The 12,998-nt window shown below is 72.8% G+C and carries 11 protein-coding genes and 1 pseudogene; 5 read left to right on the top strand and 7 right to left on the bottom strand.

The features are described 5' to 3' along the window. Positions 1-89 precede the first annotated feature (89 nt). From dxs to AC2TEW_RS08680, 3 genes are all read left to right on the top strand, one after another. Positions 90-2,000, top strand: coding sequence for a 1-deoxy-D-xylulose-5-phosphate synthase (dxs, locus tag AC2TEW_RS08690; RefSeq protein WP_484622766.1), 1,911 nt, complete (start codon positions 90-92; stop codon positions 1,998-2,000). After that, positions 1,990-3,390, top strand: a complete 1,401-nt coding sequence (locus AC2TEW_RS08685; protein WP_484622765.1) for an aspartate aminotransferase family protein — start codon at positions 1,990-1,992, stop codon at positions 3,388-3,390. Before dxs ends, AC2TEW_RS08685 begins: the two co-directional genes overlap by 11 nt. A gap of 65 nt (positions 3,391-3,455) precedes the next feature. Continuing rightward, the gene (locus tag AC2TEW_RS08680) at positions 3,456-4,184 is read left to right on the top strand and encodes a DUF1275 family protein (protein ID WP_484622764.1); all 729 of its coding nucleotides are present in this window, start codon (positions 3,456-3,458) and stop codon (positions 4,182-4,184) included. A gap of 148 nt (positions 4,185-4,332) precedes the next feature. Here the strand turns inward: AC2TEW_RS08680 and AC2TEW_RS08675 are convergent, their stop codons facing one another. Beyond that, positions 4,333-4,848: a hypothetical protein gene (locus AC2TEW_RS08675; RefSeq protein WP_484622763.1), complete on the bottom strand. Its 516-nt coding sequence runs from the start codon at positions 4,846-4,848 to the stop codon at positions 4,333-4,335. Between the two features lie 107 nt (positions 4,849-4,955). After that, positions 4,956-5,231: a DUF6343 family protein gene (locus AC2TEW_RS08670; RefSeq protein ID WP_484622762.1), complete on the bottom strand. Its 276-nt coding sequence runs from the start codon at positions 5,229-5,231 to the stop codon at positions 4,956-4,958. A gap of 67 nt (positions 5,232-5,298) precedes the next feature. Here AC2TEW_RS08670 and AC2TEW_RS08665 point away from each other — a divergent pair, with 67 nt between their 5' ends. Beyond that, positions 5,299-5,481: an I78 family peptidase inhibitor gene (locus tag AC2TEW_RS08665; protein WP_484623003.1), complete on the top strand. Its 183-nt coding sequence runs from the start codon at positions 5,299-5,301 to the stop codon at positions 5,479-5,481. 282 nt (positions 5,482-5,763) lie between these two features. On the opposite strand, the pseudogene AC2TEW_RS08660 reads toward AC2TEW_RS08665, so the two are convergent. The 4 genes and pseudogenes from AC2TEW_RS08660 to fabG all read right to left on the bottom strand — a co-directional run. Further along, positions 5,764-6,027: pseudogene (locus AC2TEW_RS08660) on the bottom strand (phosphatase PAP2 family protein); the annotation flags it as partial. 575 nt (positions 6,028-6,602) lie between these two features. Continuing rightward, complete coding sequence (locus AC2TEW_RS08655) at positions 6,603-9,332, bottom strand: NPCBM/NEW2 domain-containing protein (RefSeq protein ID WP_498041431.1); 2,730 nt, start codon at positions 9,330-9,332, stop codon at positions 6,603-6,605. 185 nt (positions 9,333-9,517) lie between these two features. Next, a complete protein-coding gene (locus tag AC2TEW_RS08650) occupies positions 9,518-9,709 on the bottom strand; it encodes a hypothetical protein (protein WP_484622761.1) in 192 nt (63 codons plus the stop codon). Between the two features lie 137 nt (positions 9,710-9,846). Then, on the bottom strand, positions 9,847-10,608 hold the full coding sequence (gene fabG, locus AC2TEW_RS08645) for a 3-oxoacyl-ACP reductase FabG (RefSeq protein WP_484622760.1): 762 nt from the start codon (positions 10,606-10,608) through the stop codon (positions 9,847-9,849). Between the two features lie 533 nt (positions 10,609-11,141). On the opposite strand from fabG, the gene AC2TEW_RS08640 reads away from it, so the two are divergent. Continuing rightward, positions 11,142-11,942 carry a MarR family winged helix-turn-helix transcriptional regulator gene (locus AC2TEW_RS08640; protein WP_484622759.1) on the top strand — a complete coding sequence of 267 codons (801 nt, stop codon included), beginning with the start codon at positions 11,142-11,144 and terminating at the stop codon, positions 11,940-11,942. 123 nt (positions 11,943-12,065) lie between these two features. On the opposite strand, the gene AC2TEW_RS08635 is transcribed toward AC2TEW_RS08640, so the two are convergent. Then, on the bottom strand, positions 12,066-12,920 hold the full coding sequence (locus tag AC2TEW_RS08635; protein ID WP_484622758.1) for an aldo/keto reductase: 855 nt from the start codon (positions 12,918-12,920) through the stop codon (positions 12,066-12,068). Positions 12,921-12,998: the final 78 nt, after the last annotated feature.

The raw sequence follows: 12,998 nt of genomic DNA, 5'->3' as shown, positions 1-12,998 counted from the left end.
GCGGCCCGGGGAAAACAGGCGAGCGGCCCGCCGCGGCCGCAGGCTGGACACCGACAGTCATCGCTTTGAACGAGCCGCGAGGTGAAGCCATGTCACTTCTGCCCACCATCAAGGGGCCCGCCGACCTCAGACGGCTGGCGGCCGAGGACCTCCCGCTGCTGGCCGACGAGATCCGCGACTTCCTGATCGACGCTGTCACCCGCACCGGCGGCCACCTCGGCCCCAACCTCGGCGTGGTCGAGCTGACCATCGCACTGCACCGGGTCTTCGACTCGCCGCACGACCGGATCCTGTTCGACACCGGCCACCAGGCCTACGTCCACAAGCTGCTCACCGGCCGCCAGGACTTCACCCGGCTGCGCGGCCGGGACGGCCTGTCCGGCTACCCCTCGCGCACCGAGTCCGAGCACGACCTGATCGAGAACTCGCACGCCTCCACCGCACTCGGCTACGCCGACGGCATCGCCAAGGCCAACCAGCTGCTCGGCCGCGAGGACCGCCGGACCGTCGCGGTGATCGGCGACGGCGCACTCACCGGCGGGATGGCCTGGGAGGCGCTCAACAACATCGCCGACGCCAAGGACCGCCCGCTGGTCATCGTCGTCAACGACAACGAGCGCTCCTACGCCCGCACCGTCGGCGGCCTCGCCCACCACCTCGCCACCCTGCGCACCACCCAGGGCTACGAACGCTTCCTGGCCCGCGGCAAGGAGGCCCTGCAGCGCACCCCGCTGGTCGGCCAGCCGATCTTCGACGCGCTGCACGGCGCCAAGAAGGGCTTCAAGGACGCCTTCGCCCCGCAGGGCCTGTTCGAGGACCTCGGCCTGAAGTACCTCGGCCCGATCGACGGCCACGACATCGGCGCCGTCGAGCAGGCGCTGCGCCAGGCCCGGCACTACGGCGGCCCGGTGATCGTGCACTGCCTGACCGTCAAGGGCCGCGGCTACCGCCCGGCCGAGCAGGACGAGGCCGACCGCTTCCACGCGGTCAACCCGATCGACCCGTACACCTGCCTGCCCATCTCGCCGTCCGCCGGGACCTCCTGGACCTCGGTGTTCGGCTCCGAACTGCTGGCGCTGGGCGCCGAGTACCCGGACGTGGTGGCGATCACCGCGGCGATGCTCCAGCCGGTCGGCCTCGCCAAGTTCGCCGCCGCCTACCCCGAGCGGACCTTCGACGTCGGCATCGCCGAGCAGCACGCCGTCGCCAGCGCCGCGGGCCTGGCCACCGGCGGGCTGCACCCGGTGGTCGCGGTCTACGCGACCTTCCTCAACCGGGCCTTCGACCAGGTCCTGATGGACGTCGCGCTGCACCGCCTGGGCGTCACCTTCGTGCTCGACCGCGCCGGGGTCACCGGCAACGACGGCGCCTCCCACAACGGCATGTGGGACATGTCGATCCTCCAGGTCGTGCCCGGACTGCGGCTGGCCGCCCCGCGCGACGCCGAACAGCTGCGCGCCCAGCTGCGCGAGGCCGTCGCGGTCTCCGACGCGCCCACCGTGCTGCGCTTCCCCAAGGGCGACCTCGGCCCGGCGGTGCCCGCGATCGAGCGGATCGGCGGGGTCGACGTGCTGGCGCGGACCGGCCCCAACCCGGACGTCCTGCTGGTCGCCGTGGGCGCGATGGCCCCCGCCTGCCTGGACGCGGCCGCGCTGCTCGCCGCCGAGGGGTTCACCGCCACCGTGGTCGACCCGCGCTGGGTCAAACCGGTCGACCCGGACCTGGTCGCGCTCGCCGCCGCCCACCGGATGGTGGTCACCGTCGAGGACAACGGCCGGGCCGGCGGGGTCGGCACCGCGGTCGCCCAGGCCCTGCGCGACGGCGGCGTCGACACCCCGCTGCGCGAGCTCGGCATCCCGCAGGAGTTCCTGAACCACGCCGGCCGCGGCGAGATCCTCGAGGAGATCGGCCTCACCGGCACCGGCGTCGCCGCCCAGACCGCCGCCTTCGCCAAGCGCCTGCTGCCGATCCGAGGAGCGAACCCGCACCATGCCGGCTGACCGCCCCGCCCGCCCCGTCGACCTCGCCGCCCTGATCGCCGAACGCGGCGCCGAGCGCTACCGGCTGCAGGCCGAGTACCTCAACCCGCAGCTGCCCCGGATGCTGCACACCATCGGCTTCGACCGGTACTACGAACGCGCCGAGGGCCCGTACTTCTACGACGCCGACGGCAACTCCTACCTGGACATGCTGGCCGGGTTCGGCATCTTCGCCCTCGGCCGGCACCACCCGGTGGTCCGCGACGCCCTCCACCAGGTGATCGACCTCGGCCTGCCCGACCTGACCCGCTTCGACTGCTCCCCGCTGCCCGGCCTGCTCGCCGAGCAGCTGCTGTCGTACGCGCCCGGCCTGGACCGGGTGTTCTTCGGCAACAGCGGTACCGAGGCGGTCGAGACCGCGCTGAAGTTCGCCCGGTACGCGACCGGCCGCAAGCGGGTGCTCTACTGCGACCACGCCTTCCACGGACTGACCGCCGGCTCACTGTCGGTCAACGGCGAGCAGGGCTTCCGCAAGGGCTTCGAGCCGCTGCTGCCGGACACCGCGATCCCGCTCGGCGACCTCGGCGCGCTGGCCCGAGAGCTGCGCCGGGGCGACGTCGCCGCGCTGATCGTGGAGCCGGTCCAGGGCAAGGGCGTGCACGCGGCCCCGCCCGGCTGGCTGCGGGCCGCCCAGGACCTGCTGCACGAGCACAAGGCCCTGCTGATCTGCGACGAGGTGCAGACCGGGATCGGCCGCACCGGCGACTTCTTCGCGTACCAGCACGAGGAGGGCGTGCTGCCCGACCTGGTGTGCGCCGCCAAGGCGCTCTCCGGCGGGTACGTGCCGGTCGGCGCCACCCTCGGCAAGGGGTGGATCTTCGAGAAGGTGTACTCCTCGATGGACCGGGTGCTGGTGCACTCGGCCTCGTTCGGCTCCAACGCGCAGGCGATGGCGGCCGGGCTGGCCACCCTGCAGGTGATGCGGGACGAGCAGGTGGTGGCCAACGCGCGCCGGGTCGGGGACCTGTTCCGGGAGCAGCTGACCGCGCTGGTGGAGAAGTACGAGCTGCTGGCCGAGGTGCGCGGGCGCGGGCTGATGATCGGCATCGAGTTCGGCCGGCCGAAGTCGCTCAAGCTGCGGACCGGATGGACGGCGCTGCAGGCGGCCCGCAAGGGGCTGTTCGCGCAGATGGTGGTGGTCCCGCTGCTCCAGCGGCACCGGATCCTCACCCAGGTCTCCGGCGACCACCTGGAGGTCATCAAACTCATCCCGCCGCTGATCATCACCGAACGGGAGGTGGAGCGCTTCATGGCCGCGTTCACCGAGGTGATGGACGACGCGCACCGGGGGAGCGGCCTGATGTGGGACTTCGGGCGGACCCTGGTGAAGCAGGCCGTGGGCGGCAAGTAGCCCCGCGGGGCGAGGGCGGGGGCTCAGGTCGGAGGCCGTTCGGCGGCCCGGTGGTGAGGGATGGGATGGCCGATCGGATCGAGGTCCGGGTCACCGGCGTGCTGACCGCGCTCACCGTCACCAGCGGCATGGTCGACGCGGTCAGCTTCCTCGGGCTCGGGCACGCCTTCGCCGCGCTCGCCACCGGGAACCTTCTGCTGCTCGCCTTCGGCATCGGCGGCTCCGAGGGACTGCCGATCGGCCGCCCGGCGCTCGCCCTCGCGGGCTTCGTGGCCGGGGCGGCCGCCGCGCACCTCATGGTCAGCCGGCGGCTGGCCCGGCGGCGGCGGTGGTTCGTGGTGGGCATGTCGGTGGAGTCCGCCCTGCTGCTGGCCGGCGGCGGCTACGCCGTCGCCACGGCCGGCCACGGCGGGACGCTGCAGGGGAGCCACGCCACGACCGTGTTCGTGCTGCTCACCTTCGCGATGGGGTGGCGCAGCCGGGTCATCCTGCAGGCCGGGATCCCGGAGATGCCCACCACCCTGGCGCAGACCACCCTGGTCAAGCTGGTCGCCGACCTCGCCTCGCCGCCCTCGGCCCGGACCGCCGGTACGCCGGGCAGCCTGACCAGGCTGCAGCGGCTGGCGACCGTCCTCGGGATGCTCGTCGGCGGTCTGCTGGGGGCGGTGGCGCTGCCGCTCGGCCTCGGTGTGGTGCTGCTGGGGGTGGGGAGCGCGGTGGCGCTGACCGCGCTGGTCTACTCGCGCTCACCCCAGCTGCACCGGCCGGCGCCGGAGGGTCTGGGCCGGGTCTGACCGTCTGCGGCGGATCGGCGGCGGATCGGCGCGCGGCGCTGGGCGCCCGGCGGAAACGGTCGGACCCGGCCCGGGCCGGCCGCGGCTGAGGCTGAGGTGCGGCCGGCCGGCTCCGGATGCTGCCGGCCGGCCCCCGATTGCGGCCGGGTCAGCGGGGCGCCGGGCAGAGGTCGGCCTGGAGGGCGGTGAGGATCTGCTCCGCCTTCTGCGCGCCGAAGCCCTCGGGGTGCTTGGCGGAGGTGAAGCGCTGGTTGGTCAGGTCGATCAGCTTCTGCCGGTCCTTGGGGAAGCTGAAGATGGCCTGGCACTGGTTGCGGGCGGCTTCGACGGCCTTCTCCGGCTTGCCCGCGACGATGTCGGGGTCGATCGCGTCCAGGGCGGCGACCAGCTTCGCGGTGGCCGCGGCGTCGGGGGCGGGCGGCAGCCCGGCGTCGGCCGGGGGCGCGGGCTTGGACGCCTCGGGTGCGTCCGACGACCCCTGCGGGGCGGGCTCGGACGGCGCGACGGCACCGGAGGGGGAGCCGGCGGCGGAGGGCGCGGCGGAGGGCGCGGCGGTGCTCGGTGCCGTCCCGGCGGCGGTGCTGCCGGAGCCGGAGCCGGAGCAGGCGGAGAGGGTGAGGGCGGCGGCGGCCGTACAGGCCAGCAGGGTGGCTCGAAGACGCATGCCCGTACGGTGTCATGCTCGCGTCCGCTGCGGTAGCCCTTGACAGCGGGCCCGGTGACGCTCCGTCCGGCCGCTGAGGCCACCGGGACCGCGGCGGCCGCGGGAGGTCAGAGCTCGGTGCGCCGGCGGCGGACCACCACCACCAGGTCCACCACGGCGAAGAGCGTGAGCAGCCCGCAGACCACGGCGAAGACGGTGAGCAGCGCCTGGCTGGGATTGTCGGTGGCGGTGGCCCGGGCGGCCCAGACCGCGAAGCCGGCCGTCAGCAGGGCGAACAGCGGGGTGAACAGCACCGACAGGAGGAAGCGCAGTTTCAGGTCACTCCGGGCGGTGGCGGGCTCGGTGCCGCTCCGCCAGACCTTCGGGGTCTTCGCTGGACGCATCGGCGGTCGCCTCGGATCCGGGTCGGTCTACCCTTCCAGGGTAGGACGCGAGGCAAGGGGGACGCTGATGTCCGACACCGCGCAGTACGTGGGCCTGCCGGTCGAACGGGCCAGGGAACTGGCTGTCCGCCTGGGGGTGGAGACCGTCCGGGAGCTGGCGCCGGGGGCGTTGATCACCCTGGAGTACCGTCCGGACCGGCTCAACCTCCTGGTGCGGGACGGCGTGGTGGAGCGGGCCTGGCAGGGCTGAGCGCCGGGCGGGGCCCTCGCCCGGACGCCGGGCCGGGGCGGCGGCCTGGCACGGGGCGGACCCGGTGACCGACCGCTGGGCCGGGAACGGGACGCGGGTGGCGGCGCGCGGCCCGGGGTCGGCGGCCGGCGGCGGTCCGGCGGGCCCGGTGGCGGCCCGGCGGCGTCCGCGGCGGGCGGTGATCCGGGCGTCGACGGCGGCGATCAGGGGCTCGGCCGGCGGCAGCACCAGCAGCACCAGCAGTCCGGCGGCCCAGCCGGCCAGCACGTCCGAGAGCCAGTGGGTGCCCAGGTAGACCGTGGTCAGGCCGATCGACACGGCGGTCGCGCCGGCCAGCACCGCGCCGGTGCGCCGCAGCCGGGTGGCCAGGTAGGCGAGTACGCCCCAGGTGACCACCGCGTTGGCGGTGTGCCCGGAGGGGAAGATGTTGCCGCCCGAGAAGAGTTCGGGGGAGCCCACGTAGTGGGCGTAGTGCGGGCCGAGCCGACCGGTGACGATCTTGACGCTGCCCACGGTGACGTTGAGCAGCAGCAGGGCCAGGCCCATCACCAGCAGCGGGCGCAGCGTCCCGGTGCGGTGCGAGCGCCAGCCGAGCCACAGGCAGGCGGCGATGGCGGTGGGGCCGCGCTGGCCGGCCACCACCCAGACGTCCAGGAAGGGCTCCAGCTCGGGCCAGCGGCGGTACGGCCGCAGCTGCTTGAACGCCCAGTCGAGGTCGACCAGCGGGGTGTCGCAGAGAATTCCGACCACCACGAGCAGGTAGCCGATGCCGGTGAGAGCGAACACCATGGCGTGCCGTCTGCTGATCGGCGGCCATCCCGACTCGGTGGCGGATCCGTCCTGGGCGGAGGCATATTCGGAGTCGGTGGATTCAATTCTGGCTGGCACGCACCAGAGATTACCCGGGCCCGGCGGAGCGCTCCGGCGATTGCCGGAAATCCGCTGGTCAGAAAGGTGTGATGATACTGTAAATGTGCGTGGGTGTCCCTCCGCGGGCCCTGGGGTGCCGAGCGGTGGAGGAATCTCCCATTGATTTCACGTCACCACCCGGGAATGGCCGAAAAATGGGGACCGTGTGGCCGTACGGCGGCCGCCCCTGGTAGGGGACGGCCGCCGCCCGGTCAGGAGCAGTGGAAGCGGGCCGAACCCCAGTCGCCGTGGTCACCGGTGGCGGTGCCGACGCTGGTCACCACCAGCTCCACCCGCTGCGCGCCGCCGAGCGGGACGTCGACCGCCAGCGGCGCCGACGAGGACCCCAGGGTCGGCGAGGTCCACCGGGTGACCCCGTCCGCCCGGACCGAGAAGGTGACGTCCCCGTAGCCGCTGATCTCGTCGTCGATCCCGACCGAGGCGGTGAAGGAGGAGCAGTGGCCGCCGGTCAGGAACTCGATGTCGGAGGCGGCGTGCGCGCCGATCCCCTTCTGGTGCACGGTGCCGTTCAGCGTGATCGGCCCGCCGTCCGCGGCCCCCTGCTCGCCGTTGCTGCGGTCCCGCTCGGCGGGGCCCCAGCCGTTCACCGAGCTGACCCAGGGCAGGTCGCTCGCCCAGCTGTCGGCCCGCGGTCCGCCCGGGTCGGGCGGCGTGGTGGCGCCCCCGACCGCGCTCGCACCGTCCAGCACCAGTTGGAACGCGGACCCGGTGGAGAGCGCCGCGGTCTTCACGTTCACCACCCCGGCACGGTCCGCCGGGTCGTACCACCAGCCCTCGGCCGCCGCGTCGAACGCGGCCTTGGAGGCCTGCTGCGGCAGCGCCCGGCCGCCCAGCGCGACCCGGGTGGGCGCGGTGGTGGAGTGCACGGTGAAGGCGTACGGGCGGGCGGCCTGCTTGCCGGTGAAGTCGCCGACGCTGGCGCCGACGTCGATCCGCACCTGGCCGGCGCCGCTCGCCGGGGCGTCCACCGTGGCGGTCTGGGTCGCGGACTTCCCGCTGCGGTGCTGCCGGGTCACGCCGTCGTCCTCGTACAGGGTGAAGGAGCCGTGGCCCTGCGGGTAGACGTCCCAGGCCAGCGGCGAGGCGGCGGTGCGGTCGAGGTACGAGCTGACGCCCGGCCACATCGGGACGGCCGCACCCGCCTTGACGAACAGCGGCAGGGTGTCCAGCGGCGCCTGGTAGCCGTTGACGGTGGTCGGGCCCTGGTAGGTGCGGCCGGTCCAGTAGTCCACCCAGGTGCCCTTGGGCAGGTAGATGCCGTCCCGCACCGAGGTGTCCGAGTACACCGGCGCGACCAGGAAGTCCTCACCGCTGAGGAACTCGTACTTCACCGCGTCCGTCGCGGTCACCGGGTCGTCCGGGTACTCCAGCGCCAGCGGCCGGACCGGGCCGACGCCGGTGCGGGTCGCCTCGGCGGCGTAGCTGTACATGTAGGGGAGCAGCGACTCCTTGAGCTTGAGGTACTTGCGGTTGATCGCGGTGTACGGGTCCCCGTACCGGTAGGGCTGCTTGTCGCTGGGCGCCCAGCCGTCCATCGACATGATGGCCGGCAGGAAGGACTTCCACTGCAGGTCGCGGGTGTAGGTCTTGGCGCTGCCGCCGAAGATCCCGTCCACGTCGCCGCTGTTGTACGCCATGCCCGACATGGTCGCGCCGGCGTAGGTGGGGATCTGCCAGCGGATGTAGTCCCAGCTGCCGGACTGGTCGCCGCTCCACTGCACCCCGCAGCGCTGCGCGCCGGACCAGCTCTCCGGGGCCCAGGTGAAGCCGCGGGCGTCGCTGTTGTCCTCGATGCCCCGGTAGGCGGCCTTGCAGCCGTCGAGGGCGAACTTGTAGCCGGAGCCCACCCAGGCGACGTCCAGCTTGGCGATCCGCTGGCCGGCCTTCACCTGGTCGGCGAGCTGGGAGAGGCCGTTCTCGGTCCACAGGCCCAGCTGCATCTTGCGCTGCTGGAGGCCCTGGGCGGTCTGGGCGAGGTTCTCGTAGCCGCAGCCGTAGCCGTCGTTGACCAGCATCCAGCCGTTCGGCATGTCGTTGGCCCGGTAGCCGTCGGCGACGGCGAGCGCGTCCAGGGTGTGCCGCTCGCCGCGGTTGGCGTTGTGCAGGTAGCAGTCGGAGTCGCCCATCTCCAGGCCGTACACCGGCGGCAGGAAGGGCTTTCCGGTGAGCGAGGTGTACTGGCCGATCACGTCCTTGGTGCTCGGGCCGGTGAAGTAGTAGGCGTCGAAGCGCAGTTCCTGCTCGGTGGTGGCGACCGGGTCGGTGAAGGCGTAGGTGCCGGGGGCGTAGGTGTTGCGGAAGACGCCGTAGCCGGCCGAGGAGAGGTAGAACGGCACCGAGTTGGGGTGGCCGCCCTCGTTCCAGTTGGTGTCCTGGCCGACCTGGACGGTCCGGCCGCGGTAGGTGAACGAGCCGTTCTGCTCGCCGGCGCCGAAGAACTGCTCGGCGGCGCCCCGGGCCAGCGTCTGGGTGGTGGCCTTGCCGTCCCAGCTGAGCGGCTTGGACTCGGACCACACCGCGCTGCCGTCGGCCCTGTACAGCGCGAACCGCAGCGCCGACTTGTAGACCCGCAGGGTCACCGCGGCGGTGGAGATCTCGTACCGGTCGCCGGCGTCCCGCCAGGTGGTGGCCGGCGGTGCGCCCTGCGGGAGGACGATGTCGCTGCCGGTGGGGTCGGTGAAGGTGCCGTTCGGGGCCAGCTCGATCCGGAAGACCCGGTCGGTGGTGAAGCTGACCCGGGCCCGCGCGGTGCCCGCGGAGATCGAGTAGACGGCGCCGTCGGCGCTGAACGCGGTGACGGCGCCCGCGCTGGTGACGGCCGCCGCCGCGGTGGGGGCGAGTGCGGTGCTGAGGCCGGCGGCGGTGAGGGTCAGTGCGGCGGCGAGGGCCAGAGCGGCCGGCCGTATGAGCGGGTGGTGCACGGATTTGCGCATAATCACCTCTCACAGTGCAGTATTGAGCAACTGTGAGCAGGTATAGCGCAGCCCAAGGCGCTTGACCACAGTTCTGACGTGAAGTGTCCATGTCCGGACATGCCTGAGGCCCCGCATCGCTGCGGGGCCTCAGGTGCACAACGGGTGCCGGACGGGTGCCGGACCGGTGCCGGTCAGGGCAGCAGCCGCTCCACTGCCGCGGCGCCGTACTTGGCCAGATCCTGACGGGCCTTCTCGATCAGCTCCGGGGTGGGTTCGCGGCCCGAGGCGCGCACCAGGTCCTCGGGGTCGACGGGGTTCTCGGCGCCGGTGTGCAGCAGGTGGTCCGGGGTCGGCATGGAGTCGACGTCACTGGGTTCGGACATGTAAGGCCTCCGGGGAGAGGGTGTCGGCAGGCCGCCGGGCGGGCGACCGGCCTCCCCTCGAGTGTGGACCTTCCGGCCCGCCGCCCGCACGGCGAGCCGCCCGGCGTGTCGCGACCTCCGCCGGCCGGCCGGGGTGCTCAGTCGAGCGGGCCGCCGGCCACGTAGATGACCTGGCCGGAGACGAAGCCGGCGCCCTCGCCGGTCAGGAAGGAGATCGTGTTGGCGATGTCCTCGGGGACGCCGACCCGGCCGACCGGGATCTGGGTGGCCGCGGCGGCCTTGAAGTCCTCGAACTCCATGCCCACCCGGGCCGCGGTGGCGGCCGTCATGTCGGTGGCGATGAAGCCCGGCGCGACCGCGTTGGCGGTGATGCCGAACTTGCCCAGCTCGATCGCCAGGGTCTTGGTGAAGCCCTGCAGGCCGGCCTTGGCGGTGGAGTAGTTGGCCTGGCCGCGGTTGCCCTGGGCGGAGGAGGAGGAGAGGTTCACGATCCGGCCGAATCCGGCGTCCACCATGTGCTTCTGGACCGCGCGGGTCATCAGGAAGGCGCCCTTGAGGTGGACGTCCATCACGGTGTCCCAGTCGGATTCGGACATCTTGAACAGCAGGTTGTCGCGGAGCACGCCGGCGTTGTTGACCAGCACCACCGGGGCGCCCAGCTCCTCGGCGATCCGGTCGACGGCGGCCTGCACCTGGCCGGCGTCCGAGACGTCGGCGCCCACCGCCAGCGCGCGGCCGCCCGCGGCGGTGATCCGCTCCACGGTCTCCCCGGCCGCCTCCTCGGCGAGGTCGACCACCGCGACCGCGTAGCCGTCCGCTGCCAGCCGCAGGGCGGTGGCGGCGCCGATGCCGCGGGCCGCGCCGGTCACGATCGCGACCCTGGTGATCTGCTCGGTCATGCTCGTACTCGTCTCTCTCGGTGGGGTGACGGGCGAGGCCGGAGCGTTGACGGCGGCCTCCCCCGGGTGCTCCGTCCGGGCCGGGGCCGGGGCGGGGGATGGTGGCGCTGCGTGTGCGCGGCCACCTTACCGGCGAGTAGTATTCCGGGCCAGAGGGCAGCGCCGCAGGTGACGGAGGGTGAGGGCGGCTCGGATCCGAGCGGGTGAACCACCGTCTGACACGACCCCGACAGGCCGGGGAAATATGCCAACTTCACCGAACATGCGTCTACTATTGGCCCCTGCCTGCCAGCACAGGCCGACCGTTTGTATAGTGTGCGCCAGCAGCCACCGGCTGCACGGCTGGCGTGCCTTCCATCACAGCGGGATGCTCACTCGCCGTTACTGCCCCGCTCGGGTGTCCCACACACACCGGGCGTGACACCGGGACGGATTTCATGGTGCTGGGGGAGATCCCGACAACCCGCGTGACCGGCCGACTGCAGCAGTCGCCCGGCCACCTCATCCGCGTGGCCCAGCAGGTACACACCCGCTTGTGGTCCGAATTCGTCGGTACCGAGCTGACGGCTCCGCAGTTCGCCGTGCTGCTCGTACTGGCCCTCGAACCGGGCGCCGACCAGCGCACGGTGGGCGAGCGGGCCTCGCTCGACAAGGCCACGATGGCCGAGATGGTCGCCCGCCTGGTGCGGCGCGGCCTGGTGCTCCGCCGCCGCGATCCGGCCGACGGCCGGCGCAAGCTGCTGGCCCTCTCGCAGAACGGCGCGCAGGCCGTGCGCGAGGCCACCGGCGGCGTGGTCCGCGTGCAGCGCACGCTGTTCGAACCGCTCAACCCCGACGAGCAGCTCGAGATCGTCCGGGTGATGTCGAAGATAGCCAGGCTGGAGCCTGCGGCGGTCGCCGTCATGACCGACGCCCGGCCGATGCTGGACGCCCAGCGGGCGATCGGCTATCTGATCCGGGTGGCACAGCAGGTGCACACCAAGCTCTGGTCCGAGAAGGTCGGCTCCGAGCTGACGGCTCCGCAGTACGCGGTGCTCGACGCGCTGGAGACCGAGCCGGGCGCGGACCAGCGGACCGTCGGCGAGCTGGCCTCGCTCGACAAGGCGACCATGGCGGAGATGGTCAGCCGGCTGGTGCGCCGGGGCCTGGTGCTGCGGCGCCGTGACCCCTCGGACGGCCGGCGCAACCTGCTCTCGCTCTCGCCGGACGGCCAGGACCTCTTGCACCGCTCGGCGGCGGGCGTGCGCGAGGTCCAGCAGCTGCTGCTCGCCCCGCTCGACGCGGACGAGCACGAGCCGGCGATGGCCCTGCTGGCCAAGGCGGCCCGGCTGTAGCCGGTTCTCCTCGATCTCGACCGCGGATCGCCGTAACGATTCGCCAGGGCGCCTGATGGGCCGTCACTCCTGCGTGGGTGACGGCCCATCAGGCTTGGACCGCCCGGGTGCGGAGCCGGGGGGTCAGTTCCAGTCGAACCCCTGCGGGTCCGGGCCGATCCGCACGCCGGTCTGCACGGTGCCGATCGCGGCCAGGTCCTCGGCGTCCAGCTCGAAGCCGGTCACCGCGAGGTTCTCCCGGATCCGCGAGGGGGTCACGGACTTCGGGATCGCGATCACGCCGCTCTGCAGGTGCCAGCGGAGCACCACCTGCGCGACCGTGCGGCCGTGCTTCTCGGCGATCTTCACCAGGGCGGGCTCCGACAGCAGCTCGCCGCCCTGGCCCAGCGGGCTCCAGGCCTCGGTCGCGATGCCGTGCTGGGCCTGGAAGTCGCGCAGCTCCTGCTGCGGGAAGTACGGGTGCAGCTCGACCTGGTTGAGCACCGGCACCACCGAGCTCTCCTTGATCAGCGTCTCGAGCTGCGGGACGCCGAAGTTGGAGACGCCGACCGACTTGACCCGGCCGTCGTCGAGCAGCCCGGCGACCGCCTCCCACACGTTCAGGAAGGTGCCGTGCATCGGGCGCGGCCAGTGGATCAGGTACAGGTCGAGGTAGTCCAGGCCCAGCTTCTCGAGCGACGCCTCGAACTCCTGCCGGACGGCGGCCCGCCCGGCCGCACCCGACCAGTCGCGGGTGCCCGAGTTCCACAGCTTGGTGGTGATGAACAGCTCCTCGCGGGGCACGCCGGCCTCCGCGACGGCCCGGCCGGTGCCGACCTCGTTCTCGTAGATCGCGGCTGTGTCGATCGAGCGGTAGCCCGCCTCGATGGCGGCGCGCACGGCCGGCGTGGCCTCCGCGTCCAGGACCTGCCAGACACCGAAGCCGAGCTGCGGGATCACCGCGCCGTTGTTCAGGGTGACGCTGGGGATGGTGCTCACGAGAAGGGGTGCCCCTCTGGTCGTCCAATGATTCCGTGATTGGCGAACTCCCGGGGGCGGCGGATGATTCCCGTCGGG

The organism is Kitasatospora sp. NEAU-CNBT7 (assembly GCF_057220535.1).
This window is presented reverse-complemented; position numbering and strand designations above follow the sequence as displayed.

Excerpts from the sequence above, each read along its gene's own strand:
- dxs (WP_484622766.1), top strand. The coding sequence starts at position 90 with ATGTCACTTCTGCCCACCATCAAGGGGCCCGCCGACCTCAGACGGCTG.
- AC2TEW_RS08685 (WP_484622765.1), top strand. The coding sequence starts at position 1,990 with ATGCCGGCTGACCGCCCCGCCCGCCCCGTCGACCTCGCCGCCCTGATC.
- AC2TEW_RS08680 (WP_484622764.1), top strand. The coding sequence starts at position 3,456 with ATGGCCGATCGGATCGAGGTCCGGGTCACCGGCGTGCTGACCGCGCTC.
- AC2TEW_RS08675 (WP_484622763.1), bottom strand. The coding sequence starts at position 4,848 with ATGCGTCTTCGAGCCACCCTGCTGGCCTGTACGGCCGCCGCCGCCCTC.
- AC2TEW_RS08670 (WP_484622762.1), bottom strand. The coding sequence starts at position 5,231 with ATGCGTCCAGCGAAGACCCCGAAGGTCTGGCGGAGCGGCACCGAGCCC.
- AC2TEW_RS08665 (WP_484623003.1), top strand. The coding sequence starts at position 5,299 with ATGTCCGACACCGCGCAGTACGTGGGCCTGCCGGTCGAACGGGCCAGG.
- AC2TEW_RS08650 (WP_484622761.1), bottom strand. The coding sequence starts at position 9,709 with ATGTCCGAACCCAGTGACGTCGACTCCATGCCGACCCCGGACCACCTG.
- fabG (WP_484622760.1), bottom strand. The coding sequence starts at position 10,608 with ATGACCGAGCAGATCACCAGGGTCGCGATCGTGACCGGCGCGGCCCGC.